Origin of the sequence: Bradyrhizobium amphicarpaeae, from assembly GCF_002266435.3 — a bacterium.
GTDB classification, from domain to species: Bacteria; Pseudomonadota; Alphaproteobacteria; order Rhizobiales; family Xanthobacteraceae; genus Bradyrhizobium; species Bradyrhizobium amphicarpaeae.
Genome location: NZ_CP029426.2, coordinates 5,728,766 through 5,754,555 on the forward strand (window position 1 = coordinate 5,728,766; position 25,790 = coordinate 5,754,555).

The 25,790-nt window shown below is 65.7% G+C and carries 26 protein-coding genes and 1 riboswitch; of the genes, 18 read left to right on the forward strand and 8 right to left on the reverse strand.

The features are described 5' to 3' along the window. Position 1 precedes the first annotated feature (1 nt). Positions 2 to 1,666, forward strand: coding sequence for an aminotransferase class III-fold pyridoxal phosphate-dependent enzyme (locus CIT40_RS26810; protein ID WP_094893851.1), 1,665 nt, complete (start codon positions 2 to 4; stop codon positions 1,664 to 1,666). A gap of 146 nt (positions 1,667 to 1,812) precedes the next feature. Here CIT40_RS26810 and CIT40_RS26815 read toward each other — a convergent pair whose 3' ends face one another. From CIT40_RS26815 to CIT40_RS26825, 3 genes are all read right to left on the reverse strand, one after another. Continuing rightward, complete coding sequence (locus tag CIT40_RS26815; protein ID WP_094893850.1) at positions 1,813 to 2,472, reverse strand: hypothetical protein; 660 nt, start codon at positions 2,470 to 2,472, stop codon at positions 1,813 to 1,815. A gap of 119 nt (positions 2,473 to 2,591) precedes the next feature. After that, a complete protein-coding gene (locus CIT40_RS26820; protein ID WP_094893849.1) occupies positions 2,592 to 3,281 on the reverse strand; it encodes a class I SAM-dependent methyltransferase in 690 nt (229 codons plus the stop codon). Between the two features lie 35 nt (positions 3,282 to 3,316). Continuing rightward, positions 3,317 to 4,369 carry a glycosyltransferase family 4 protein gene (locus CIT40_RS26825; RefSeq protein ID WP_094893848.1) on the reverse strand — a complete coding sequence of 351 codons (1,053 nt, stop codon included), beginning with the start codon at positions 4,367 to 4,369 and terminating at the stop codon, positions 3,317 to 3,319. A gap of 273 nt (positions 4,370 to 4,642) precedes the next feature. Between CIT40_RS26825 and CIT40_RS26830 the strand changes: the two genes are divergently transcribed. Then, positions 4,643 to 5,356, forward strand: coding sequence for a L,D-transpeptidase (locus CIT40_RS26830; protein ID WP_094893847.1), 714 nt, complete (start codon positions 4,643 to 4,645; stop codon positions 5,354 to 5,356). Positions 5,357 to 5,462: 106 nt separating this feature from the next. Beyond that, entirely contained in the window at positions 5,463 to 5,882 is a 420-nt protein-coding gene (locus CIT40_RS26835) for a c-type cytochrome (protein WP_094893846.1), read from the forward strand. A 206-nt stretch (positions 5,883 to 6,088) separates the two neighbouring features. On the opposite strand, the gene CIT40_RS26840 is transcribed toward CIT40_RS26835, so the two are convergent. Together CIT40_RS26840 and CIT40_RS26845 are read right to left on the reverse strand one after the other, a co-directional pair. Continuing rightward, positions 6,089 to 6,376, reverse strand: coding sequence for a hypothetical protein (locus CIT40_RS26840; RefSeq protein WP_414645372.1), 288 nt, complete (start codon positions 6,374 to 6,376; stop codon positions 6,089 to 6,091). Beyond that, positions 6,327 to 7,109: a DUF899 domain-containing protein gene (locus tag CIT40_RS26845; RefSeq protein ID WP_094893844.1), complete on the reverse strand. Its 783-nt coding sequence runs from the start codon at positions 7,107 to 7,109 to the stop codon at positions 6,327 to 6,329. The genes CIT40_RS26840 and CIT40_RS26845 overlap by 50 nt, the downstream gene beginning before the upstream one ends. A 90-nt stretch (positions 7,110 to 7,199) precedes the next feature. Here CIT40_RS26845 and CIT40_RS26850 point away from each other — a divergent pair, with 90 nt between their 5' ends. From CIT40_RS26850 to CIT40_RS26880, 7 genes are all read left to right on the forward strand, one after another. Beyond that, a complete protein-coding gene (locus CIT40_RS26850; RefSeq protein ID WP_094893843.1) occupies positions 7,200 to 8,420 on the forward strand; it encodes a helix-turn-helix domain-containing protein in 1,221 nt (406 codons plus the stop codon). A 29-nt stretch (positions 8,421 to 8,449) separates the two neighbouring features. Then, a complete protein-coding gene (locus tag CIT40_RS26855; RefSeq protein ID WP_094893842.1) occupies positions 8,450 to 9,088 on the forward strand; it encodes a Vgb family protein in 639 nt (212 codons plus the stop codon). A 136-nt stretch (positions 9,089 to 9,224) separates the two neighbouring features. Then, on the forward strand, positions 9,225 to 10,793 hold the full coding sequence (locus CIT40_RS26860; RefSeq protein WP_094893841.1) for a DUF4403 family protein: 1,569 nt from the start codon (positions 9,225 to 9,227) through the stop codon (positions 10,791 to 10,793). A 317-nt stretch (positions 10,794 to 11,110) separates the two neighbouring features. After that, positions 11,111 to 12,220, forward strand: coding sequence for an ABC transporter ATP-binding protein (locus tag CIT40_RS26865; protein WP_094893840.1), 1,110 nt, complete (start codon positions 11,111 to 11,113; stop codon positions 12,218 to 12,220). A 48-nt stretch (positions 12,221 to 12,268) separates the two neighbouring features. Then, entirely contained in the window at positions 12,269 to 13,327 is a 1,059-nt protein-coding gene (locus CIT40_RS26870) for an ABC transporter substrate-binding protein (protein WP_094893839.1), read from the forward strand. A 225-nt stretch (positions 13,328 to 13,552) separates the two neighbouring features. After that, positions 13,553 to 14,815 carry an ABC transporter permease gene (locus tag CIT40_RS26875; protein WP_094893838.1) on the forward strand — a complete coding sequence of 421 codons (1,263 nt, stop codon included), beginning with the start codon at positions 13,553 to 13,555 and terminating at the stop codon, positions 14,813 to 14,815. Further along, the gene (locus CIT40_RS26880) at positions 14,812 to 15,639 is read left to right on the forward strand and encodes an ABC transporter permease (RefSeq protein WP_162307692.1); all 828 of its coding nucleotides are present in this window, start codon (positions 14,812 to 14,814) and stop codon (positions 15,637 to 15,639) included. The genes CIT40_RS26875 and CIT40_RS26880 overlap by 4 nt, the downstream gene beginning before the upstream one ends. A gap of 71 nt (positions 15,640 to 15,710) precedes the next feature. On the opposite strand, the gene CIT40_RS26885 is transcribed toward CIT40_RS26880, so the two are convergent. Then, on the reverse strand, positions 15,711 to 16,244 hold the full coding sequence (locus tag CIT40_RS26885) for a PRC-barrel domain-containing protein (protein ID WP_094893837.1): 534 nt from the start codon (positions 16,242 to 16,244) through the stop codon (positions 15,711 to 15,713). 243 nt (positions 16,245 to 16,487) lie between these two features. After that, a complete protein-coding gene (locus tag CIT40_RS26890; RefSeq protein WP_162307693.1) occupies positions 16,488 to 17,060 on the reverse strand; it encodes a hypothetical protein in 573 nt (190 codons plus the stop codon). 180 nt (positions 17,061 to 17,240) lie between these two features. Between CIT40_RS26890 and CIT40_RS26895 the strand changes: the two genes are divergently transcribed. Further along, positions 17,241 to 18,011 (forward strand): response regulator, encoded by a 771-nt coding sequence (locus CIT40_RS26895; RefSeq protein ID WP_094893836.1) that lies wholly within the window; start codon positions 17,241 to 17,243, stop codon positions 18,009 to 18,011. Positions 18,012 to 18,025: 14 nt separating this feature from the next. Then, positions 18,026 to 19,348 (forward strand): ATP-binding protein, encoded by a 1,323-nt coding sequence (locus CIT40_RS26900; protein WP_094893835.1) that lies wholly within the window; start codon positions 18,026 to 18,028, stop codon positions 19,346 to 19,348. Between the two features lie 56 nt (positions 19,349 to 19,404). Here the strand turns inward: CIT40_RS26900 and CIT40_RS26905 are convergent, their stop codons facing one another. Then, positions 19,405 to 19,617, reverse strand: coding sequence for a hypothetical protein (locus CIT40_RS26905; RefSeq protein WP_094893834.1), 213 nt, complete (start codon positions 19,615 to 19,617; stop codon positions 19,405 to 19,407). A gap of 238 nt (positions 19,618 to 19,855) precedes the next feature. Here CIT40_RS26905 and CIT40_RS26910 point away from each other — a divergent pair, with 238 nt between their 5' ends. From CIT40_RS26910 to thiC, 6 genes are all read left to right on the forward strand, one after another. After that, complete coding sequence (locus CIT40_RS26910) at positions 19,856 to 20,404, forward strand: lytic transglycosylase domain-containing protein (RefSeq protein WP_162307694.1); 549 nt, start codon at positions 19,856 to 19,858, stop codon at positions 20,402 to 20,404. A 183-nt stretch (positions 20,405 to 20,587) separates the two neighbouring features. Beyond that, positions 20,588 to 20,716, forward strand: a riboswitch (TPP riboswitch). Next, positions 20,704 to 21,726 carry an FAD-dependent oxidoreductase gene (locus CIT40_RS26915; protein WP_094893832.1) on the forward strand — a complete coding sequence of 341 codons (1,023 nt, stop codon included), beginning with the start codon at positions 20,704 to 20,706 and terminating at the stop codon, positions 21,724 to 21,726. It overlaps the preceding riboswitch by 13 nt. Continuing rightward, positions 21,717 to 21,914: a sulfur carrier protein ThiS gene (gene thiS / locus CIT40_RS26920; RefSeq protein WP_094893831.1), complete on the forward strand. Its 198-nt coding sequence runs from the start codon at positions 21,717 to 21,719 to the stop codon at positions 21,912 to 21,914. Before CIT40_RS26915 ends, thiS begins: the two co-directional genes overlap by 10 nt. Before the next feature lie 283 nt (positions 21,915 to 22,197). After that, a complete protein-coding gene (locus CIT40_RS26925; RefSeq protein WP_094893830.1) occupies positions 22,198 to 22,980 on the forward strand; it encodes a thiazole synthase in 783 nt (260 codons plus the stop codon). Further along, positions 22,967 to 23,575: a thiamine phosphate synthase gene (locus CIT40_RS26930; protein ID WP_094893829.1), complete on the forward strand. Its 609-nt coding sequence runs from the start codon at positions 22,967 to 22,969 to the stop codon at positions 23,573 to 23,575. The genes CIT40_RS26925 and CIT40_RS26930 overlap by 14 nt, the downstream gene beginning before the upstream one ends. 304 nt (positions 23,576 to 23,879) lie before the next feature. Then, positions 23,880 to 25,778 carry a phosphomethylpyrimidine synthase ThiC gene (gene thiC, locus CIT40_RS26935; protein WP_094893828.1) on the forward strand — a complete coding sequence of 633 codons (1,899 nt, stop codon included), beginning with the start codon at positions 23,880 to 23,882 and terminating at the stop codon, positions 25,776 to 25,778. Positions 25,779 to 25,790: the final 12 nt, after the last annotated feature.

Below are 25,790 nucleotides of genomic sequence, written 5' to 3' on the forward strand. Positions count from 1 at the left end.
CATGGAAACGACACTCCCGATTCTCTCGATGTCCGTGGCCGCGGCAGCGTCTGCTGCCGCCGTCTTCCCGAAGCTCAAGGCGCGGGTCGAGCTGTCCCGCGCCAAGCACCGCTCGCTCGCCGGGCACTCCAAGATGTCGCGGCGGGTGGCAAAGCTGCTGCCGTTCTACGAGTTCGAAGGCGACAAATATTTCGGCTGCGACGGCGCGCCTGATGACGTGGTCGCGCAGCGCAAGGACGCCTTCTTCCGTCTCGCTAGCATCTACGCCGAGCGCTACCCCAAGGGCCGCGCGATGACGAAGGAAGCGGCAGAGACGATCTCCGACCTCAATTTCACCGAAAGCTACCGCGTGCCGTTCCAGTTCTCGCGCCTCGTCCGCGAGCATCTGGGCACCTCGACCTTCGTGGACTCCTCGAGCGGCGTCACCGTCACCGATGTCGACGGCAACACGTCGTACGATCTCACCGGATCCTACGGCGTCAACATCTTCGGCAACGACTTCTACAAGGAGTGCATCGAGGGCGCCGAGAAGCGCGCGCATGCGCTGGGTCCCGTGCTCGGCCCCTATCATCCCGTCATTCTCGACAACGTGCAGCGGCTCTGCCGGATCTCCGGCCTCGACGAGGTCTCCTTCCACATGTCCGGCACCGAAGCCGTGATGCAGGCGGTGCGGCTCGCGCGCTACCACACCAAGCGCACGCATCTGGTTCGTTTCGCCGGTGCCTATCACGGCTGGTGGGGCGACGTGCAGCCCGGCGTCGGCAACCCCATTGCCGCGCATGAGACCTACACCCTCGCCGAAATGTCGGAGAAGACGCTGCACGTCCTGCGCACGCGCCGCGACATCGCCTGCGTGCTGGTCAATCCGCTGCAGGGCCTGCATCCGAACGGCAACGCGCCCGGCGATTCCTCGCTGGTCGACAGCTCGCGCGGCGGCCATTTCGATCGCGCGGCCTATACCGAATGGCTGAAGCAGCTGCGCGATGTCTGCACCGAGCGCGGCATCGTGCTGATCTTCGATGAAGTCTTCGTCGGCTTCCGCCTCGCCGCCGGCGGCGCCCAGGAATATTTCGGCGTCAAGGCCGACATGGTGACCTACGGCAAGAGCCTCGCCGGCGGCCTGCCGATCGGCGTCGTCTGCGGCAAGCGCGAGCTGATGCGCCGCTTCCGTGACGACCGTCCCGCCGACATCTGCTTCGCCCGCGGCACCTTCAATTCGCACCCTTACGTCATGACGGCGATGGACGAGTTTTTGAGCCGGCTCGCCAGCCCGAATTTTCGCGCTGTGTATGACGGACTCGAGGAAACCTGGAACGGCCGCGCCGAGAGGCTCAACCAGATGATGCGAGATGCCGGCCTGCCGGTGCGGTTCGCAAACTTCTCGTCGATCTGGACGGTGAAATACACCACGCCGTCCCGCTACAACTGGATGCTGCAATATTACCTGCGCGCCGAGGGGCTGGCGCTGAGCTGGGTCGGCACGGGACGGCTGATCTTCAGCCTCAACTACACCGATGCCGATTTCACCGAGGTCGCCGAGCGCTTCGTCCGCGCCGCCGGAAAGATGAAGGCCGACGGCTTCTGGTGGCACGACGGCGTGCTCACCAACAAGAATATCAAGCGGCAGATCCTGAAAGAGATGCTGGCCAGGCGCTTCGGACGCTGAGGCTGATTTCTCCAGTGCCGTCATGGCCGGGCCTGTCCCGGCCATCCACGCGTCTCCGCGCAACAGCCCCAACACGTGGATGCCCGGGACAAGCCCGGGCATGACGCAACCATTGGACATCGGAGTGCTTGATGAGACCGGCGCGCTCAGGCGTGCTGCTCTTCGAGCGTGGGCTCGCCGATGAGACCCAGAGTGTGCTCGGGGTTGAGGTGCAGGCCGGGGTCCATCAGCTCGCCGCGCATCAAGGCGAGCGGCGCGGTGCGATAGAGCATCAGGTCGTGGAAGGGGTCGGTCAGGATCTTGGTCATCCAGACGAGACCGGTTTCGACGTCGCGGATGAAGAACAGGTGCACGGTGCGGAACAGCAGACCGCCGCCGCCGACCACGAGCCAGATCTTGGCAACCTGCCGCATGAAGTCGGTCGCGGTCGCCCAGGGCGTGAACAGGCCGAACAGCGTGGGATCGGCGACCAGCACCAGCGGAGACAGCGCCCAGATCGCCATCAGCACCACCTTGCGCTGCAGATTGTAGCCGACCTTGATCTCTTCCTTGTACTCGTGGGTGGCCTGGTTGACGTGATCGTACGTGTGCGGCTCGAAGAAGAAATGACCGGCCTGGCGCGAGGTCATCGAGACCAGCCATCCGACCAGCGCGGAGACGACGGGATCGATGAACAGCCAGACATAGGCAAAGAGAAAGCTCAGCGCGCTGATGAAGTGCAGGCTCTGATTGATCCGGCTGTGGTGATAGTAGCGATGGTCGTCCCAGCGCTGGATCCGCAGCTGCTCGAGATAATTCTTGATCATGCTCTCCCCCAAAATGCTTTCGGGTACGGGAATACAGGGATTCGATGTAGGCCGTGTGACATCATCATTGTGTCATGTGACGATGCGGAGCGGCGCGATGACGCACGCGACGTGTAAGCTCACGCCGCTTTCGCGACGTCGACCTTGCGGAAGCGCACCAGCGAGAAATGACCGAGCGGCGGGATCAGGCGGCGCTCGGCCAGCTCGATGCCGTGGGCTCCCGCCAGCCACGTCGCATAGCGCGACCAGGCGAACTCGGCGGTGCGGAAGCCGAGCGGGCGCACCACCGGCTGCAGCTTCTGCTCGATGAAGCGGCGCATGCCGGTATCGGCACTGACCCGGGTGAGGATGATCAGCTCGCCGCCCGGGCGCAGCACGCGGGCGAATTCGTCCAGCGCGACTTCCGGATTCGGCACGGCGGTGACGACGTATTGCGCCATCACGACGTCGAAGGAATTGTCGGGGAATTCGAGCTTCTCGGCGTCCATCACTGCAAGTCCCTCGACATTCTTCAGCTGGCCCTCGGTGACGCGCTGGCGCGCCTTGTCGAGCATCGCTTCCGAAATGTCGGTACCGAAGATGCGCAGGTGCGGCGCGTAGAGCGGCAGCGAGATGCCGGTGCCGACGCCGACCTCGAGCACGCGGCCGCCGATCTTGTTGGTGGCCGCGATCGCAGCCTGCCGGCCCTTGGCAAACACGCCGCCGAACACGAGATCGTAGACGGGCGCCCAGCGATCGTAGGCCTGCTCGACCGTGCCACGGGTGAGGTCGAGCTGCTGGGTGCCGTCAAGGTTCATGATCTTGGACATCGGTGTGGTTCTCGCTGTGGTCAGACGTTTTGGGATCAACCGCGCACCGGCCGCCGCGCCATCCGGGGCGAGGCGCGCAGGACGCGGCTGGGCTGAAGTGATGTGAGGTTGCCGACGAACTGGCGCGCGCTGTTTTCCCAGGAGCGCTCCAGCGCGAAGTTGCGGCAGGTCTCCCGCGACATGGTGAGCGCGCGGAGGCATGCGGTGCGCAGATCCTGATCGATCGCGCCGATCGGATGATCGGCGATCACGTCCTTGGGCCCCGTCACGGGAAATGCCGCAACCGGCGTGCCGCAGGCGAGCGCCTCCAGCTGCACCACGCCAAAGGTGTCGGTCAGGCTCGGAAACACGAAGACGTCGGCGGCGGCGAGATGCGCGGTGAGATCGGCGCCCTTCTTCTCGCCGAGAAACACCGCATCCGGGTATTTCTTCTCGAGTGCCGCCTTCTGCGGGCCGTCGCCGACCACGACCTTGGTGCCGGGCAGATCGAGCGACAGAAACGCTTCGAGATTCTTCTCCACCGCGACCCGGCCCATGGTCATGAAGATCGGGCCCGGCAGGCCGAGCTTGGCGGGATCGTCGGGATGAAACAGCTCGGTGTTGACGCCGCGCGTCCAGAAGCCGAGTCGCTTGAAGCCGCGCTCGGAGAGCTCCTGCCGCAGCGAAGGCGTCGCCACCATGGTCATCGCGGCGGCATCGTGGAAGTGGCGCAGCACGGCATAACCGACGGCAGAGGGGATGCCGGTCCGCACCGCAACATATTCAGGAAAGCGCGTCGTGTAGGAGGTGGTGAAGGCAAGCCGGTTGCGGCGGCAATAGGCGCGCGCGGCCCAGCCGATCGGGCCTTCGGTCGCGATGTGGAGCGCGTCCGGCGCGGCCTTCTCGATCCGTCGCGCGATCTCCTTGCGGCCCGGCAGCGCAAAGCGCAGGCCCGGATAGGTCGGCAGCGGCCAGGACGGAAAGCCCTCCGGCGTCAGGAAGTCGATCTCGACATCGAGCGCCTTGGCGGCATTCGCCAGCGAGGTCAGGGTGCGGACCACACCGTTGACCTGGGGATGCCAGGCGTCAGTTGCGATTAATACCCGCATGGGGAAATTCCGAGAGTTTGATGATTCTCGGTTTCAGACCATCAACGAAGGATATTTCAGGCGTGTGACGTCACAGAAGTGTCGGCCCACCGTTTTGTTCGTTAACGGACGCCTGCGGCCACGAAACTGTCATGAAACAATCCTTTCAGCGACGAAACCGTTTTCGGTTTTCCGCGCAAATGTCCTGAAACGTTTTGCCGTTAGTGATCCAGGCAACAGAGCACCGCAATGGTGCCGCGGTGGCGAGACCACCGAGCAGACAGGGGCGATCAAATGTTCAATCTGGACACGATCAGGAATTTTTCGCGCGCCGTTGCGCTCGGCGCAGTCGCGGTCTCTGCAATTGCATTTGCAGGTGCGGCCAAAGCCGCGCCGGTGCAGCTCTTCCCCTTCTTCCAGCCGCTGCCGTTCGCCGCGCCGCAGCCGGTTCAGCCCTATCAGCCTTACCAGGCGCCGACCTATCAGACCGAGCCTTCCGACGATCAGGACGCGGTGGAGATGCCGGCACGCTTCCGCCGCCAGACCGTCTCCTACGCGACGCGCGAGGCGCCGGGCACCATCATCATCGACACCCCCAACACCTATCTCTATTACGTGCTCGGCCACGGCAAGGCGCTGCGCTACGGCATCGGCGTCGGCCGCGACGGCTTCACCTGGTCGGGCACCCAGTCGGTGACCCGCAAGGCCGAGTGGCCGGCCTGGACTCCGCCGCCGGAGATGATCGCCCGCCAGCCCTATCTGCCGCGCCACATGGCCGGCGGCCCCGGCAATCCGCTCGGCGCCCGCGCCATGTATCTCGGCGGCACCATTTACCGCATCCACGGCACCAACGCCCCCGACACCATCGGCAAGCGCGTCTCCTCCGGCTGCATCCGCCTGACCAATGACGACGTCTCCGACCTCTACTCCCGCGTCAACGTCGGCACCAAGGTGATCGTGCTGCCGATGACCGAACGGAGAGCCGAGCTCGGAACCGCGACTCGCTGAATCGACAGGACATTGTGACGCAAACGGCCCCGGAACCCACCGGGGCCGTTTTCGTTTGCCCTCGACGCGCTCGCCTGTTGCGGCGCGAATTCCGAGAGAGGCGCAGATGCGATCACGCCTGCAGACGCTACGAGGTTCATGGCTGCGCACGATCGCGGCCGCCGGAGCGGTGACGCTGCTTCTCTCGCCCCCCTCCTCGCACGCGCAACAGCCTGCGGGCGACGAAGCGGCCCACCAGGCCTTCAACAATTCCTGCCGCACTTGCCATTCCGTGAAGGAAGGCGACAACCGCCTTGGGCCCAATCTCAACAAGATCCTGGGCCGCAAGGCCGGCTCGCTGCCGGACTACAATTATTCCTCCGCAATGAAGGATGCCGGGTTCGTCTGGGACCAGGACAAGCTCACGCGCTTCATGGTCAAGCCCGACGAGGTGGTGTCGGGCAACAAGATGCAGCCCTATGGCGGCATCTCGGCCGAGGAGGCCGCGAAGGTGGCGGCGTATCTGCAGGCGGCGGGGGCGCAATAGCAGCGCCTGCGCCGCGCGGCTTGCATCGGAAGTCGCGGCGATCCTTCGAGACGCCCGCCTTCGGCGGGCTCCTCAGGATGAGGGCGGAGTGCGCGGTAACACTCCTGTTGCGGCACGACTGCCGGTTAGCCTCATCCTGAGGAGCGCGCCCTTGCGCGCGTCTCGAAGGACGAGGCGTTCGCTCCGGCGGATGCTCCCAATTCCCGCTACTCCGCGATCAGCTTCAGCCACGCGGCTGAATGAAACGCGCTCATCAACAGATACATCGGCACCATGCCGCCGAGCAAAGAGCCGTGCCCGGCGGCGCAGAGCATGTCCGCCGGGCCCTCGCCGAGCACGGCCGTCAGCAGCGCCATGATCGCGAAGGTCGGCGCGGCGGCCAGACCAAGCCATCGGGCGAGACGGCGCGCGGCCACCACGCCGTCGCGGCTGGCGCAGGCGGGACTAGTCACGGCCTTCCGCGGCCTCCTTGCGAAACGCCTTCTCCCCGGCATCGGTGACCTCGACCCATTTCCTGTCGGGCGCAGCACCTTCCGTATAGCTGTCGTGCCAGTTCCACCATTTGTAGGTCGGCGTCTGCGGATAGCCCTTTGGCGAGTCCTCCCAGACCTCCTGCCGGCCGAGCGGCGTGATATCGAGATAGTTCCAGGTGCCGCCCATCTGCTCGTCGCCGCGGCTCTTGACGAAATAGGTGCGAAAGATGCGCGTCCCGTCATGGTAGAACACATTCGTGCCATGCCATTCATCGACACCGAAATCGGCGTCGAAGCTGTCGGTGATCGTCACCCACGGCATGGTCCAGCCCATCCGCTTCTTCAGCCTGATGATGTCCGCCCGCGGCGCGCGCGAGGCGAACACCAGCGTGGTGTCGCGGGCGTTGAGATGCGCGACATCGGCGACCTGGTCCGCCACCATCGAGCAGCCGCGGCAGGCGTGATCGGGCCAGCCGAACACGCCGGGCTCGAAGAAGGCACGGTAGACGATCAGCTGCCGCCGGCCCTGGAACAGGTCGAGCAGGCTGATCTTGCCGCCGGGCCCCTCGAAAGCATAGGCTTTGCTCACCTCCATCCACGGCATGCGCCGGCGCTCGGCGGCGAGCGCATCGCGGGCACGGGTATGCGCCTTTTCCTTCACGAGCAGTTGCTGACGGGCCGCCTCCCAATCCTGCGGCGACACCACCGGCGGCGTCTGCATGGCGGTTCCTGCTTTTTCAACTGATGTCATGATGTCTCTCCAAACTTTTTGCCTGACGTCCTGTCAACGAATTCTGCCACCTCGCGGTTGCGCGGTGGGAGTAACAAGTGTGGCGGGATTGACATGGAGTCGCTGATCAATGCCGCAGCGCGTGCGCTCGCGGCCGGCGATCCGCTCGGCGCGCTGAACCGCGTCGCGCTGCGCAACGATGCGCCGTCGCTGGCGCTGCGCGGCATCGCGATGGCGCAGCTCGGCGATCTGGCAAAGGCGAAGACGCTGCTGCGAAGCGCGGCGCGCGCGTTCGGTCCGCGCGAGGCGGTGGCGCGCGCGAGATGCGTGGTGGCCGAAGCCGAGATTGCGCTGGTCTCGCGCGATCTGGGCTGGCCGGCGAAAATGCTCGCGGCGGCGCGAACGACGCTCGAAAAACACGGCGATGTCGCCAATGCCACGCATGCCGGCCACATCGAGGCACGCCGCCTCCTTCTCGTGGGACGGCTCGATGAAGCCGAGCGTATCCTCGCCGAGCTCGGCACCTCGCCGCTGCCGCCTGCGCCGCAGGTCGTCCGCGAGCTCGTGGTCGCCGGCATCGCGATACGGCGGCTCAGAACCAAAGACGCGCGCGCAGCACTCGGCCGGGCGGCTCGCGCAGCGAGCCTGGCAGGCATCCCTGGGCTCACGGCCGAGGTCGAGAATGCGAACCGCGTGCTCGATACGCCCGCAGCGCGACTGATCACGCATGGTGACGAACGTCCGTTGCTGCTGGAGCAGGTCGAAGAGCTCGCGGCGTCCGACGCGCTGGTCGTCGACACGTTCCACCATTCGGTGCGCAGGCGAGGCACCATCGTATCGCTCGGGACCCGCCCGGTGCTGTTCGCACTCGCCCGCGCCCTGGCGCAGGCGTGGCCCGCGGACGTCTCGCGCGAGGCGCTGATGGCATCGGCGTTTGGGGCGAGGCACGTCGATGATTCGCACCGCGCGCGCCTGCGGGTGGAGATCGGCCGGCTCCGCGCCAAGCTCAAGCCACTCGCCGATGTGGCCGCGACGAAGCAGGGTTTTGCGCTGACACCGCGCAAGACGCGGCAGGTCATGGTGCTGGCGCGGCCCGTCGAGGAGAAGCACGCGGCTGTCCTCGCCTTCCTCTCCGAGGGCGAGCCGTGGTCGAGCTCGGCGCTCGCGCTGGCGCTCGGGACCAGCGCGCGCACGGTACAGCGGGCGCTCGACGAGCTGGCGCGATCGAACAAGGTGCAGTCGTTTGGTCATGGCCGGGCGCGGCGCTGGATGACGCCGCCCGTCCCGGGTTTCCCGACAGGCTTGTTACTCCCGGGACCGCTCCTGAAGACGTAAGGTAGCAGCACATCACAGGGAGACAGAACATGAAGCGATCAGCCGCCGAGATCGTCAGGGAGTACGGACCTTTTGCCGGCGTCGAAGCCGTGCACGGCGTCACCTATGACGGCAGCCATGTCTGGTTCGCATCCGGCGACAAATTGAGTGCGGTCGATCCGGAGAGCGGCAAGATCGCGCGCTCCCTCGATGTCGCAGCCGATGCAGGCACGGCGTTCGACGGAAGACACCTGTTCCAGATCGCCGAGGATCGCATTCAGAAGATCGATGCGGCCTCGGGCAAGGTGCTCGGCACGATTCCAGCGCCGGGCGGCGGCGGCGATTCCGGCCTGGCCTGGGCCGAAGGCTCGCTGTGGGTCGGGCAATATCGCGAGCGCAAGATCCACCAGATCGATCCTGATACGGGCAAAGTCCTCCGCACCATCGAGAGCAAGCGCTTCGTGACCGGCGTGACCTGGGTCGACGGCGAGCTCTGGCACGGCACCTGGGAAGGCGAGGACAGCGACATCAGGCGGATCGACCCAGAGACCGGCAAGGTGCTCGAGCAGCTCGACCTGCCCGCGGGAACGATGGTGTCAGGGCTGGAGTCCGACGGCGGCGACCGCTTCTTCTGCGGCGGCGGCGCTAACGGCAATGTGAGAGCGGTCCGCCGTCCCCGGCGCGGCTAGCCCCCCACGATGGTTGAAGGTGCATCAACGTGGCCGCTGCCGTTAACCCATCCGCCCCAATTCCACCCCATCGGTGCGCTCTAGCGCCCTCCTCGCCTGCCCTGTAGAATCCCTGCCGGGGCGGCCCGGGGGATCGATGCGACTGACGTTGAATCTGAAGACCATCATGATCGCCGTCGCGGTGCTCGCGGCGTCGTTCTTCATCAGCTTGAAGGCGATGGACTGGCTGTCGCCGCGCGCGACGAATTCCGCGCCGCCGGTGGCGCAATTGCCGCCGCTGCCGCCGGCGTCGAAAAGCTCGATCGTGGTGGCGCCGGTCGCCATCGCGCTGTCGGCGATCCGCGACCAGGCCGAGAAGGCCGCGCCGCGCAATTTCGCGGGGAAGGCCGACAACCCGATCTCGCAGATCCTGGAGAACGCCGACATCGGCTGGACCGCCGTGCGCGGACCGATGGCAGCTGCCGGCGACAAGGACGTGCTGACGATCTCGACGCCGCTCAACGGCAAGCTGAACGTGACCGGCTCGCTGTCCTCGAAGGCCACCGGCGCGCTCGGCGACGCGCTTAGCAGCGTGCTCGGCGGTGACGCCGCGAAACGGATCGGCGCGGTCAACATCAAGAATTTGAACGCCAGCGCCGAAATCAGAGGCAACGTGGTCGTCACCTCGCGCCCGAAGCTCGCGGCCAACTGGCATCTCGAACCCAATCTCGGCGCCCAGGTCAATCTCGGCGACACCAACCTCAACGTCGCCGGCGCCAAGGTCAACGTGCCGGCACAGGTGAAGCCGCTGATCGACAAGAATGTCGGCGAGCAGATCAACATCGTCTCCGAGCGGATCCGCAACGATCCGAGCCTGCGCGAGAACGCAAAGCTGCAATGGGCCAAGGCCTGCCGCTCGATCCCGCTGCAGGGCTCGGGCGCCTCGGCCGGGCTGCCGCCGCTCTGGCTGGAGATGAAGCCGATCCGCGCCATCGCCGCGCAGCCGCGGGTCGATGCCCAGGCCGTGACGCTGCTGATAGGTCTGGAAGCGGAGACGCGCGTGACGTCGACGCAGACCAAGCCGGACTGCCCGTTCCCCGACAAGATCTCGATCGTGCCGCCGACCGGCACCGGCGTGAACGTCGGCGTGCCCATCGACGTGCCCTTCACCGAAATCAACAAGCTGATCGCCGCGCAGATGGTCGGCCGCACCTATCCCGAGGACGGCTCCGGCCCGGTCGACGTCACCGTCAAGAGCGTCAACGTGGTGCCGTCGGGCGAGCGCCTGCTGATCTCGCTGCTGGTGCGCGCCAAGGAAAAGAAGAGCTGGCTCGGTCTCGGCGCCGAGGCGACCGTGCACATCTGGGGCCGGCCGGTGCTCGACCAGGCGCAGCAGACGCTGCGGCTCACCGACATCCAGCTCGCGGTGGAGTCCGAAGCGGCCTTCGGACTGCTGGGCGCCGCGGCGCGCGCGGTGGTGCCGCAGATGCAGCAGGCACTGTTGCAGAGAGCCACGCTCGACCTGAAGCCGATCGCCGCCAACGCCCGCGAGAAGATCGCCGGCGTCATCGCCGACTTCCAGAAAAGCGAGGACGGCGTCAAGGTCGACGCCAAGATCGACAGCTTGACGCTCGCCGACATCGCCTTCGATTCCAAGACGCTGCGCGTAGTCGCAGAAGCCGGCGGCTCGCTGAATGTGTTCGTGAGCAAGCTGTCGGGGATGTAACGCTCCTTCGCTCCAGCGCATTGAGAGGCTTTCCCTGCTGCCATCCTTCGAGACGCCCGCCTTCGGCGGGCCCTCAGGATGAGGACGGAATGTGCAGCGATAATTTCAGCGAACCCCCATGCCGATGAGCCTCATCCTGAGGAGGCGCGTCAGCGCCGTCTCGAAGGACGAGGCGTCCGCACAGGCTGCGCCGCGAGTCGAACCCACGGCCGCGTCATCGCTCCCCCCGCTGGCATTCTCGCCCGAGGCTGCTAAGCTGCTGCTCGGCAACCTCGAACGAGGTTCTGACGGCATTGTAGCGGCAAGTCGAGGTCAACATGGAAGCCGGCATGGTCACGCCTGCGCCGGCACTGGTACGTTTTTCCGGCATTCAGAAGACCTATGATGGCGAGCATCTCGTGGTGAAGAACCTCGATCTCGACATCAGGAAGGGCGAGTTCATCACCCTGCTCGGCCCGTCCGGCTCGGGCAAGACGACCACGCTGATGATGCTGGCCGGCTTCGAGGTTCCGACCCAGGGCGAGATCTACCTCGCCGGCCGGCCGATCAAGAACATGCCGCCGCACAAGCGCGACATCGGCATGGTGTTCCAGAACTATGCCCTGTTTCCGCACCTGACGATCGCGGAGAACATCGCCTTCCCGCTTTCCGTTCGTGGCACCAGCAAGGCGGACGTGCAGGAGCGCGTCGGGTTGGCGCTGCGCATGATCAAGATGGAAACCCTGGCGCACCGGCGGCCCGGGCAGTTGTCCGGCGGCCAGCAGCAGCGCGTGGCGCTGGCCCGCGCGCTGGTCTTCAATCCGCAGCTCGTGCTGATGGACGAGCCGCTCGGCGCGCTGGACAAGCGCCTGCGCGAGCAGATGCAGCTGGAGATCAAGCAATTGCACGAGACGATGGGCATCACCGTCGTGTACGTCACCCACGATCAGAGTGAAGCGCTCACGATGTCGGACCGCATCGCCGTGTTCAACGACGGCATCGTGCAGCAGATCGACAAGCCCGACGCGCTGTATGAGCATCCGGTGAACAGCTTCGTCGCCCATTTCATCGGCGAGAACAACGTGCTTTCAGGCACCGTCGAGACGGTCGACAAGGATTATTGCCGCGTCGTGCTTGCTGGCGGCGGCACTGTCACCGCACGGGCGATCAATGTGCCGGGCGCAGGCGCATCGACCTCCCTGTCGGTGCGGCCGGAGCGGATCTCCATCGTCCCGGACGGCAGCTCCAGTGACGGACCGAACCGCCTGCCGGCCAAGGTGCAGAACACCATCTATCTCGGCGACCACGCGCTGGCCGTGCTCGATGTCGCGGGGAATGCCGAGTTCATGGTCAAGCTTCAGCCTGGCGCGCATGACAGCCTGACGCATGGTGCAGACCTGTTCGTCACCTTTCGCCCCGAGGACTGCCTCGCCCTCGATCCGGTCTGATGCAGCGATCGAAATCCACGCAACGCAGATGAAGAAGGAACAAGGACCATGCTGAAGCGCAAGATTGGCAAGATTGCTCTGGGTTTCACCGCGGCCTTCGCCGCCAGCGCCGCGCTGGCCAATGTCGCGCAGGCGCGTGATCTCACAATCGTGTCGTGGGGCGGCGCTTATCAGGATGCCCAGAAGAAGGTCTATTTCGAGCCGTTCAAGAAGGCGGCCGGAATTGCCATGAACGATGAATCATGGGACGGCGGCGTCGGCGTGCTGCGCGCGAAGGTGCAAGGTGGCGCGGCCACCTGGGACGTCGTCCAGGTCGAGAGCGACGAGCTCGCGGTCGGCTGCGAGGAAGGCCTGTTCGAGAAGCTGGATTACTCCAAAATCGGCGGCGAGGCCGCCTATATCCCGCCGTCGGTCAACCCGTGCGGCGTCGGCGCCATCCTCTACGACTTCGTGCTCGGCTACGACAAGGACAAGCTGAAGCAGGCCCCGAGCGGATGGGCCGATTTCTTCGACACCAAGAAGATCCCGGGGAAGCGCGCCCTGCGTCAGGGCCCGAAGACCACGCTGGAGATCGCACTTATGGCCGATGGCGTCGCGCCAAAGGACGTCTACAAGGTGCTGGCGACCGACGAGGGCGTCGAGCGCGCTTTCAAGAAGCTCGACACCATCAAGGGCGACATCGTCTGGTGGAAGGCCGGCGCCCAGCCGCCGCAACTGCTCGCTTCCGGCGAGGTGGCGATGACCTCGGTCTACAATGGCCGCATCGACACCGCGAACAAGAACGAGAAAAAGAATTTCGGCATGGTGTGGGATGGCGCGCTGTTCACGCTCGACAGCTGGGTCATCCTCAAGGGGAGCCCGAACAAGGAAGCGGCCTACAAGTTCCTGGACTTCGCAGGCAAGGCGGAGAACCAATCGAAACTGTCGGAGAATATCTCCTACGGCACCTCGAACAAGGACGCTGCCGCCAAGCTCTCCCCCGCCGTCCTGAAGGACCTGCCGACCGCGCCTGACAACATCAAGAACGCGGTCGAGATCAACGTTGCCTTTTGGCTCGAGAACATCGACCGCCTGACCGAGCGCTTCAACAAATGGGCCGCGAAATAGCGCGGCGGCCGAAATGGGCGCTGAGGCCAAGACGTGGCAGATAGCGCGCCCGCGGCGCATCCTTCGAGACGCCCGCCTCCGGCGGGCCCTCAGGATGAGGTCTGAGTTTGTGGCAGCGACTCTATGGGCACCGTCGTCGATGAGCCTCATCCTGAGGAGACCGCGAAGCGGTCGTCTCAAAGGACGAGGCGCTTGCGCGGGCCTGTCGTCACGTAGGCTCACGTCATGACGACCTCGTCTCTGACCGGCGCCGACGCGTCGACCGAAGTTCCGCTCAAGCGCCGATTGAGGCGTGCGGAGCGCGCCCGCCAGGTCAAGGCATTGGCGCTGGTGCTGCCGCTTCTCCTCTTCCTGCTCTTCACCTTCGCAGGGCCGATCGCCGGCATGCTGTGGCGTGCGGTCGATGACCGGGAGGTGCGTCACGTCCTGCCGCAAACGGTCGCTGCTCTCGCCAGTTGGGACGGCAAGGACCTGCCGAATGAAGACGCCTTTGCTGCGCTCGCAAGCGATATCGTGGCGGCGCGTGCCGCCGGCACCATCGCGATTGCGGCGAAGCGTTTGAACTACGCACTCAACGGCTTTCGCACAATCCTGACCAGCACGGCACGCAACCTGAAGGCCGCGCCCGAGCCAGGGGCCGCCAAGGAGACGCTGAGCAAGATCAATGCGGCCTGGCGTGAACGTGCGACATGGACGACGATCAAGGACGCCGGCGGTCCCGTGACCGGCTACTACCTTTTGTCCGCGCTCGACCTGATGCGGAACGTCGACGGCGCAATCATCGCAGCCCCGCCGGACCAGGCCATCTACCGCGAGGTTTTCACCCGCACCTTCGTCATCAGTCTCAGCGTCACCGTCCTCTGCCTGTTGCTTGGCTTTCCGGTGGCCTACCTGCTGGCGGCGCTGCCGCCTGCCAGATCGAACCTGTTGATGATCTTCGTCCTGCTGCCGTTCTGGACGTCGCTGCTGGTCCGCACCTGCGCCTGGATCGTGCTGTTGCAGAGCAACGGTGTCGTCAACGACAGCCTGCACTGGCTCGGCATCATCGACCAGCCGTTGCGGCTGATCTACAACCGCTTCGGCGTCTGCGTGGCGATGACCCACGTGCTGCTGCCGTTCATGATCCTGCCGCTGTACAGCAGCATGAAGGCGATCTCGCCGGCCTACATGCGCGCCGCCGCCTCGCTCGGCGCGCCGCCGGTCACCGCTTTCCTGAGGATCTACCTGCCGCAGACGCTGCCCGGCATCGGCGCGGGAAGCCTGCTCGTCTTCATCCTGGCGCTCGGCTATTACATTACGCCCGCGCTCGTCGGCGGCGCCGCCGACCAGATGATCAGCTACTTCATCGCGCTCTACACCACCGAAACCGCCAATTGGGGCCTTGCATCGGCGCTCGGGGCCGTGCTGCTGCTCGCCACCCTTTTGCTGGCACTCGTCTACGGCAAGCTGGTGCAGGGCCAGCAGGTCACGGGAGGCATGAAAAATTGAGCGACAATGCCTCCTTGCGCACGCCCAGCCAGCGCATCGCGTGGACCGCGACCATCGCAGTCTCCACGCTGGTGTTCATCTTCCTGATCGCGCCAATTTTGGCGATCATGCCGCTGTCCTTCAGTTCGGGCTCGTATTTGACCTATCCGCTGCCCGGCCTGTCGTTGCGCTGGTACGACGACTTCATCAATTCGCCGCGCTGGATGAACGCGCTGAAGAACAGCATGATCATCGGCGTCGCCTCGACGGCGCTCTCCATGGTGCTCGGCACGCTGGCCGCGCTGGGGCTGGCGCAATGGAAGAGCCGGTTCAAGCCGCTGGTGCTCGCCTTCGTGCTGTCCCCGGTCGTGGTGCCCGGCGTCATCACCGCGGTCGGCCTGTATTTCTTCTTCGCGCCGATCGGACTGACCGGCAGTTATCTCGGCCTGATCCTGGCTCATACCGCGCTGGCGACGCCCTTCGTGGTGATCACGGTCGGCGCGACGCTGCAGAGCTTCGACACCAATCTGGCACGCGCCGCCGCCTCGCTCGGTGCCTCGCCAATCTACGCGTTCCGCCGCGTGATCCTGCCGCTGATCCTGCCCGGCCTCGCATCGGGCGCGCTGTTCGCCTTCGCGACCAGCTTCGACGAGGTCGTGATCGTGCTGTTCATGGCCGGTCCCGAGCAGCGCACCCTGCCGCGCGAAATGTTCAGCGGCATCCGCGAGAACATCAGCCCGACCATCACGGCCGCCGCGGTCATCCTGACGACGGTGTCGGTAATTCTTCTCGCGACGCTGGAAGGCCTGCGCCGACGCAACGAACGGCTCAAGGCCGGCGGCTGATGGCAAAAAGACACGACGGCGCGCCCGGTGTAACCCAGGCGCGCCGCGTTTAGTCTGTTAGTCCAACCTGATTACTCCGAGTACTTGAACTCGGGCATGTTCTTCAGCTCGTCCTTGGTCGCGTTGAAGACGGCGTGGTCCGGGTACCACTTCGAGGTCGACGAGGTGGTCGTAGCGGCCGGGGCCATCGTCGTGGTCTTTTCAGTGCCGGTCGCGGCGCCCGTCGTGGTGGTGGTCGTCGCCGGCTTGGTGGTGGTGGTCGAAGCCACCGCCTCGTTGACGAACTTCAGCTTCTCATAGGGCACGGCGACCAGATGCTCGCCCATGCCGAGGAAGCCGCCGACGCCGATCACGGCGATCTTGATGTCACCGCTCTTGTCCATCAAGAGATCGCTGATCGTGCCGATGTTCTCGTTGGCATCGTTGTAGATCTTTAGGCCGTCCATCTTGGACGTACGCCACTGGCCCGACGCCGTCGTGGTGGTCGTCGTGGCGGTGGCAGCGGCCGGCGCCTTGTCGGTGGTCGCGGTCGGCGATTGTGCGAACGCAACGGTGGCAAACAGTGCGGTGCCGGCAAGACCGGCGGCGATCGATTTCATCATCATGTTGTCCTCTCCTTCATGAAAAACTCGTGTTGAGAAAACAGCGATGATCACCCGCAGTTCCGTGCGCGCCGCAATTTCGTCGCGCTATGCGCGAGCGCGACGATTTTCAAAGGACTGGTCTTGCAGCGACTGTTCCTGTGTCACCCAGGAACATTCGCGGCGCCCGGTTCCCCGCCTGCGATCATGCGCCCTGGGTGAAGCACGATCGCGGCGAGGACCCGCGCCGACCCGCGTCGCTCAGGGTCAGCTCTTGTAGTCGATCAGAAGCGCGGAGAATCCGGAATTGCCGGACGACCCGCCGTTGGCGCCGTAGGACGAGCTCGACGATTGCGACTGCTGCAGCGCCTGAAGGAATTGCTGGAGGATCTCGGCCGTGGTGGCATCGGCCGACGTGCTGCCGGTCGAGTCCGTGGACGACGCCGAATCCGAAGAGCTGTCGTCCGGCGGCGGACCGGGCGGAGGTCCGCCTGCACCACCGGGGCCGCCCGCCCCGCCTGGACCGCTCGCGAAGGCGGACTGAAACACATTCTTCAGCTCCTCGGCCTGGTCCGAGGTAAGCGTCCCGTTCGACACCTGGTTCGAGATGAGGTCGTCGATCTTCGACTGAACCTCGTCCTTGGAGGGGCGCGTGCCGCTCGACTGATCGCTCGACCGGCTCTGCTGGAGCGCGGTGTCGATGTCGGTCAACGCTGTCGAGAGCGCCGACTGGTCCGACGACGAGATCGTGCCGGCGGACACTTCCGATTGCAATTCCTGCTGCAGCCGCTGCAGCGGCGACTGGTGATTGCCGGCGGAGGCCGCCGAAATCGAGGTCATGATGGCTCCGTGGATTTTGCGGGGTTTCGTCGCGAACCACGCCACGGTATGGTTAACGGCCTTAACGAGACCTTGCCGCTCCACAACCCGGCGATTGCCGCCTGTTGCGGAAAGCCAGGCAGAAACAATCCGAAACAAAAATCTTCGCCATTTAGCCGGAATCTTGGACAAACAAAGCGCATGGCCATTCCCAATCCCAACATCCTGGTCGTCGAAGACGACCGCGAAACCCGGACATTGATTGCGAAGTACCTGCGCAGCAACGCCTGCAACGTCACTGCCGTGGGCGACGGCCGCGAGATGTCGCGCGCCATGGCCGATCACCGCATCGACCTGATCATCCTCGACGTCATGCTGCCGGGCGAGGACGGCCTCAGCCTGTGCCGCAAGGTACGTGCCGAGGCGCAGACGCCGATCATCATGCTGACCGCGCGCGGCGAGGACGTCGACCGTATCGTCGGCCTCGAGATGGGCGCGGACGACTATCTGGCGAAACCCTTCAACCCGCGCGAGCTGCTCGCCCGCATCAACGCGGTGCTGCGCCGGCAGGCCGCAGCTCAAGCGGCAAGCTCGATCGAAGGCGCCTCCACGCTCGCCTTCGAGGGCTGGCACATCGACCTGCGGCTGCGCGAGCTGCGCAATCCCGAAGGCGCGCGCGTCGCGGTGACCAGCGCCGAATTCGATCTGTTGCGCACGTTCTGCGAACGGCCCGGCCGCGTGCTGTCGCGCGACAGCCTGCTCGACCTCACCCAAGGGCGCAGCACCGGATCGTTCGAACGCTCCATCGACGTGCTGGTCAGCCGCATCCGCCGCAAGATCGAGCCCAATCCGGCCGACCCCATCCTCATCAAGACGGTGCGCTCCGGCGGCTATCTGTTCACGCCGAGAACGCAGGCTGCGAGCCCTCTGGCGGCAGGCACTGAAGCGGTTGCGGCGCCCCTGAGCGGTTGAAGGGGACGCCGACGATGAAGTCGTTCGGGTTCTTCCACCTCAAGGGGATCGGCGGGCAGATCGCCGCGCTGGTGCTGGCTTCGACCGTCGCGCTCCATCTCGTGGTCACCACCGCGTTCCTGATCGGCCGGCCGGACCGCTCCGATGCGCCGCCGGATGGCGCGCATCAGCTGACCGATGCCGCGCTGCTGCTCGGTTCGGCCGAGGCCAGCGAGCGTCCGCGCCTCGTCGCCGATCTCGCGCGCGCCTTTCCCAGGCTCGGCATCGAAATACTCGCGCCCGGCACCGCAAGCGTCGAGGAGAGCGACAACCCGCACCTGCACGGGATGCGCCGTCATCTCGGGCGCGGCTACAAGGCGGTGCAGCTGACCCCGAGCGTTGCAGGATCGCGCGTCGGCGTCGAGTTGCCTGACGGCACCATGATCGCCGGACGCGTCGAGGGCGGGCCGCGCCCATGGTTCTGGGGTGGCCCGTGGCTGATGGCGTTGATGACCGCTTTCATCTGCGTCAGCGTGCTCGGGCTGTGGGCGGCGCGCGCGCTGGCGGCGCCGCTCTCGTCCTTCGCCAAGGCCGCCGAGAATTTCAGCATCGACGGCGGAGCGGAGCCGCTGCCGGAGCGCGGCCCCGAGGAGATCCGTTCGGTCGCGCGTGCGCTCAACCGCATGCACGAGCGGATCGCGCGGCTGATGTCGGACCGCACCCGGATGCTGGCCGCGATCAGCCACGATCTGCGCACGCCGATCACGCGGCTGCGCCTGCGCGCCGAGTTCATCGAGGACGAAGGCAACCGCAAGCGCATGCTGATGGACCTCGACCAGATGCGATCGATGCTGGAAAGCGTGCTGTCGCTGCTGCGCAACGACCGCAAGGTCGAGGCGGTGACGCTGGTCGACATCGCCAGCACGCTGCAGCTCGTCGCCGACCAGTTCGGCGACATGGGCCATGTCGTGCATTACGACGGGCCGGCCTCCGCGACCGCCGCCGCGCGGCCCGACGATCTGCATCGCGGCGTCACCAATCTCGTCGAGAACGCGGTGCGCTTCGGCGCCGAGGTGACGATCCGCCTCGACATATCGGGCACCACGCTCGTCATCGACGTCGAAGACGACGGTCCCGGCATTTCGGACGCGCGCAAGCAGGAGATGCTGGAGCCGTTCGTGCGCGGCGACGATGCGCGCACCATGGACGAATCCACCGGCTTCGGGCTCGGCCTGTCGATCGCGCGCGCGATCGCGCTCGCCCATGGCGGCGAGCTGTCGCTGCACGACCGCAAGCCGCATGGACTGATCGTGCGGATGCAATTGCCGCTCTGGCAGCAGCCGCGGCTTGCCGCCTAGGGCATGATCCGGAAAAGTGTGCAGCGGTTTTCCGAAAAGATCATGCCTTCTTAAGACTACGCCGCGAGCGGCGGGTGCTCGACGGCGACCTCGTCGAAGATCGCCACCGCCTCGAAGCGATAATTGCAGGCGTGGCAGGTCCAGAGATAGGAGACACGCCCCTCGCCCGGCTCGATCCAGTCGGGCCGCGGGATCGGCATGCCGCATTGGGCACAGGGGTTTTGCTTGGGGGTCTCTCTGGGGGTCTCGCTGAGGACTGCTTTTGTCATGGCACCTCTCCCGATTTGCCAGCCGCTTCCTACTCGCTTTCGCCGGCTCGCGCGACTAGACAGCCTTGCTGCCGCGAGCGGGCATCCGCCTGAGGGAACCCGTAGCCCGGCATTGAGTCGTAACAACGGCTCGGCGCCGCCAAATCGTTAACGGCGGCGTTTGGTCACATCATCGCCGCGTTCGACAGGCCTATCGGCCATCGGGCGCAGGTCACTCATAGGACCTCAGGAATATCTGATGAAATTTTTACGCATTGCCGCGCTGCTCGCGGCCGGATTGACATTGCCGCAGGCCGCCTTCGCCGGCGAAGCCGACTATGCCGAGATGGTCGCGGCCCATGCCCGCGCCAACGGCGTGCCTGAAGCGCTGGTGCACCGCGTCATCATGCGCGAGAGCCGTTACCAGCCGCATCTGGTCGGCCATGGCGGCACCATCGGGCTGATGCAGATCAAGCTCGCGACCGCCCGCGGGGTCGGCTACACCGGCGACGCCGCCGGCCTGCGCGATCCCGACACCAACCTCACTTATGCCGTGAAATACCTTGCCGGCGCCTACCGCGCCGCCAATGGCGATCATAATCGGGCCGTGCGTTATTTCGCTGGCGGCTATTACTACGCCGCCAAGCGCCAGCGGCACGAAGCGGTGCAGGTCGCCAACATGGGCGACAACATGATGGGCCAGCCTTGGCTCGAGCCGAACGGCAATCCGCAGCCGATGTTCGGCAACGTGCCACACCGGAAGCTTGCCCAGCGCGTGCGCAACGCCCGGGCGCAGGCATCGAAGTAACTCTCCGTGTCCCGGACGCGCCGCAACGCGCAGCGTTGCTGCGCCGAGCCGGGACCCAGCATCCGCACCAGGCATGGGCCCCGGCTCTGCAGCGCACCACTTCGTGATGCGCCGCGTCCGGGGCACGAGCGGTGAGGTTCCCACCTACCGCGTTGACCATCCCTCTCTGAAGTCCTACATTGGACCCGTTCCGAGGGGTGCTCCGAGGAGGAGCTGAGATACCGCTAAATGGGCAATAACGCCCAGGACCGCGGTGACCCTTTGAACCTGATCCGGGTCATGCCGGCGAAGGGACAGGGATGTTGCAAACGACCAAGCGACCGGATTCTCCGGTATCCATCATCGGCGCAGGCATTGCGGGAGCCTGGCAGGCTCTGCTGTTCGCGCAGGCCGGCCATGCCGTGACCCTGCACGAGCGCGGTGACGAGGCGATGACGGATGCCACCAGCCATTGGGCCGGCGGCATGCTCGCGCCCTATTGCGAGGCCGAGGTCGCCGAACCCATCATCAGCCGCCTCGGGCTGCGCTCGCTCGACATCTGGCGGCGCGAGCTGCCGGACACGCCGTTCAACGGCTCGCTGGTCGTCGCCCATCCGCGCGAGCGCAACGATTTCGAGCGCTTTGCGCGCATGACCGAGGACCACCGCCGGCTCGATGCCGCAGGCCTCGCCGAACTCGAGCCGTCGCTGGAGGGCCGCTTCCGTGATGCGCTGTTCTTCCCGGCCGAGGGCCATGTCGAGCCGCGCCGCGTGCTGCCGCAGCTGCACGATCGCATCCGCGCCGCCGGCGGCACCATCAAATTCTCGAGCGACGTCACCGTGAGCGACCTCGCAAAAAATCCCGACGGCATCGTGATCGACTGCCGCGGCCTCGGTGCCCGCGACGAACAACCCGAGCTTCGCGGCGTCAAGGGCGAGATGATCCTGATCGAGACCAGCGAAGTGCAGCTTGCGCGCCCGGTGCGGCTGATGCATCCGCGCTGGCCGCTCTACGTGATCCCGCGCGAGGCCAATCTGTTCATGCTGGGCGCGACCTCGATCGAAACCGAGGACACCGGCGTCAGCGTCCGCTCCGCGCTGGAGCTGCTGGGCGCGGCCTACACCGTGCACCCCGCGTTCGGTGAGGCCCGCATCGTCGAATTCGGCTCGGGGCTTCGTCCTGCTTTTCCCGACAACCTTCCGCGGATCGGTGTTCGCGGCAGCACGATCTCCGTCAACGGCCTCTACCGCCACGGCTTCCTGATCGCGCCGGCGCTGGCCGAGCTGACGCTTGCCTATGTCGAGCGCGGCCAGATCGACAACGAGGTGATGCGATGCGCGTGATCGTGAACGGCGAGCAGCGCGAGGTGACTTCGGCAAGCGTCCACGCGCTGCTCGCCGAGCTCGACTACGAGGGCACCCATTTCGCCATCGCGCTCAACTACGACGTCGTGCCGAAAAGCCGCTGGGCCGAGACAAGCCTCAAGGCCGGCGACGAGATCGAGATCATCACCCCGCGGCAGGGAGGGTAAGGATGAAGCGTCCGCCCCGCGCTCCCCTGTCATCGCCCGGCTCGACCGGGCGATCCAGTACGCCGCGGCTCCTCGCTTCTAGCCGCGCTGGCTCGGAATACTGGATCCCCGCCTTCGCGGGGATGACAGCGCCTCTGTTGCCCGTTCAGGTCGATTTCTCCCGTCATTGCGAGGAGCGAAGCGACGAAGCAATCCAGAGTGTCTCCGCGGATGAATCTCTGGATTGCTTCGCTACGCTCGCAATGACGACGGAGAGCACATTAATCACGGAGACACCGCCCACATGGTGACCTTCTACGGCAAAACCTTCTCCTCCCGCCTGCTCATCGGCAGCGCGCTCTATCCTTCGCCTGCGATCATGCAGGACGCGATCCGCGCCTCCGGCTCGAACATCGTCACGGTGTCGCTGCGGCGCGAATCCGCCGGCGGCAAGTCGGGCGACGCGTTCTGGAAGCTGATCCGCGAGCTCGACGTCACCGTGCTGCCGAACACCGCGGGCTGCCGCACCGTGCGCGAGGCCGTGACCACCGCCAAGCTCGCGCGCGAATTGTTCGGCACGTCCTGGATCAAGCTCGAGGTCATTGCCGACAACGACACGCTGCAGCCCGATGTCGTCGGCCTGGTCGAAGCCGCCGGCATCCTGATCAAGGACGGCTTCGACGTGTTCCCCTATTGCACCGAGGACCTCTCGGTCGCGAACCGTCTGGTTGACGCCGGCTGCAAGGTGGTGATGCCGTGGGCCGCCCCGATCGGCAGCGCCAAGGGCATCACCAACCGCGATGCGCTGAAGCTCTTACGCGAGCGCCTGCCCGACATCACGCTGGTGGTCGACGCCGGCCTCGGCGCGCCCAGCCACGCCGCCGAGGCGCTCGAGCTCGGCTTCGATGCCGTGCTGCTCAACACCGCGATCGCCAAGGCCGCGGACCCGGTTGCGATGGCGAACGCCTTCCGTCTCGGCTGCGAGGCCGGACGCACCGCCTACGAGGCCGGGCTGATGAACGCCCGCGACTTCGCCTCCCCGTCCACCCCTGTCGTTGGGACACCTTTTTGGCATGCCGTATCCTGATCGCTTCTATCCCGTCGTCGACAGCCTGGCCTGGGTCGAGCGCCTGACCAGGCTCGGCGTCGGCACCATCCAGCTGCGCGCCAAGGCGCTCAACGACGCCGACGCGCTGCAGATCGTCACCGACGCGCTGGCCATCACGAACGGCACGCAAGCCAGGCTGGTCGTGAACGATTATTGGCGCGCCGCGATCGTCGCCGGGGCCAAATATCTGCATCTCGGCCAGGAGGATCTGGCCGAAGCCGACCTCGCGGCGATCCGCGAGGCCGGGTTGTCGCTCGGCATCTCCACCCATGACGACGCCGAGCTCGAAACCGCGCTCGCGGCCAAGCCCGACTATGTCGCGCTCGGCCCGATCTTCTTCACCACGCTCAAATCGATGCGCTTCGAGCCGCAGGGCATTCCGAAGATCACGGAGTGGAAGAAGCGCATCGGCAACATCCCGCTGGTCGCCATCGGCGGCATCAAGTTCGAGCACGCCGCGGAGATCTTTGCCGCCGGCGCGGACTCGATCGCGGTGGTCAGCGACGTCACCCAGAATGCCGATCCCGATGCCCGCGTGCGGCAATGGCTCGATGGTTGGAAGGAGGCGGCGTGATGCCCCACTCTCTCCACGTCATTGGCAGGAGCCCTTGCGACGAAGCAATCCAGACTGCTTCCGCGGATGCATTCCTGGATTGCTTCGCCGCGCTCGCAATGACGGAGCAAGAACTGCCCGCCTCACTCCAATCTCCGTCCCTCACCCTGAGGTGGCCGCGCAAGCGGCCCTCGAAGGGCGACGGCCCGGCTCCATCCTTCGAGGCGCGCAAGTGCGCGCACCTCCAGCGACGAGCGCTCCGCGATCGCGCAAGGATGACGAACAGCACGCAACGACGCGATAATCATATTCACCGGAGGATCCAATGAACATCCGCTCCAACCCTGAGAAAACCGTCCCCGCCGTCACCACCGGCCCGCTTCCCTCCTCGCGAAAGATCTTCGCCTCGCCCGACGCCGCGCCCGATCTCCGCGTACCCCTGCGCGAGATCATCCTGTCCGAAGGCGCCGGCGAGCCGAACCTGCCGGTGTACGACACCTCCGGCCCCTACACCGATCCTTCCGTGACCATCGACGTCAACGCCGGTCTCGCCCGCGGCCGCAAGGCCTGGGTGCTGGAGCGCGGCGGCGTCGAGGAATATCAGGGCCGGCAGGTCAAGCCTGAGGACAATGGCAGCGTCTCCACCGACAAGGCCGCGCGCGCGTTCAGCGCCTATCACCAGCCGCTGCGCGGCCTCGACGGCCACAAGATCACCCAGCTCGAATTCGCCCGCGCCGGCATCGTCACCAAGGAGATGATCTACGTCGCCGCGCGTGAAAACCTCGGCCGCAAGCAGCAGCTGGACCGCGCGGAAGCAGCGCTCGCCGACGGCGAGAGCTTCGGCGCCTCGGTGCCCGCCTTCATCACGCCGGAGTTCGTGCGCGACGAGATCGCGCGCGGCCGCGCCATCATCCCCTGCAACATCAACCACTCGGAACTCGAGCCGATGATCATCGGCCGCAACTTCCTGACCAAGATTAACGCCAACATTGGCAACTCGGCGGTGACCTCTTCGGTCGAGGAAGAGGTCGAGAAGATGGTGTGGGCGATCCGCTGGGGCGCCGACACCGTGATGGACCTCTCGACGGGCCGCAACATCCACACCACCCGCGAATGGATTTTGCGCAACTCGCCGGTGCCGATCGGCACGGTGCCGATCTACCAGGCGCTGGAGAAGTGCAACGGCGATCCTGTCAAGCTGACCTGGGAGCTCTACAAGGACACGCTGATCGAGCAGTGCGAGCAGGGCGTCGACTATTTCACCATCCACGCCGGCGTGCGCCTGTCCTACATCCACCTCACCGCCAGCCGCGTCACCGGCATCGTCTCGCGCGGCGGTTCGATCATGGCGAAGTGGTGCCTGGCGCATCACAAGGAAAGCTTCCTCTACACGCATTTCGACGAGATCTGCGACCTCATGCGCAAGTATGACGTCTCGTTCTCGCTCGGCGACGGCCTGCGCCCCGGCTCGATCGCGGACGCCAACGACCGTGCGCAGTTCGCCGAGTTGGAGACGCTCGGCGAGCTCACCAAGATCGCGTGGGACAAGGGTTGCCAGGTCATGATCGAAGGCCCCGGCCACGTGCCGATGCACAAGATCAAGATCAACATGGACAAGCAGCTCAAGGAGTGCGGCGAAGCGCCGTTCTACACGCTCGGGCCCCTGACCACCGACATCGCGCCGGGCTACGACCACATCACGTCGGGGATCGGCGCCGCCATGATCGGCTGGTTCGGCTGCGCCATGCTCTGCTACGTCACGCCGAAGGAGCATCTCGGCCTGCCCGACCGCAACGACGTCAAGACCGGCGTCATCACCTACAAGATCGCCGCCCACGCCTCCGACCTCGCCAAGGGCCACCCGGCCGCGCAGCTCCGCGACGACGCGCTCTCCCGCGCCCGTTTCGACTTCCGCTGGAGCGACCAGTTCAACCTCGGCCTCGACCCCGAGACCGCCAAGAACTTCCACGACGAGACCCTGCCGAAGGAAGCCCACAAGGTCGCGCATTTCTGCTCGATGTGCGGCCCGAAATTCTGCTCGATGAAGATCACGCAGGACGTGCGGGATTATGCGGCAACGCTGAATGACCCGGCGGCGGTGGGCATGTCGATGAGCGGGACGGCCGAGGACGGCATGGCGAAGATGAGTGCGAAGTTCAAGGAGATGGGGAGCAGCGTTTATCTGGATGCGGAGAAGGTGAAGGAGAGTAATCGGGTGTTGTAAACGAGTTGAATT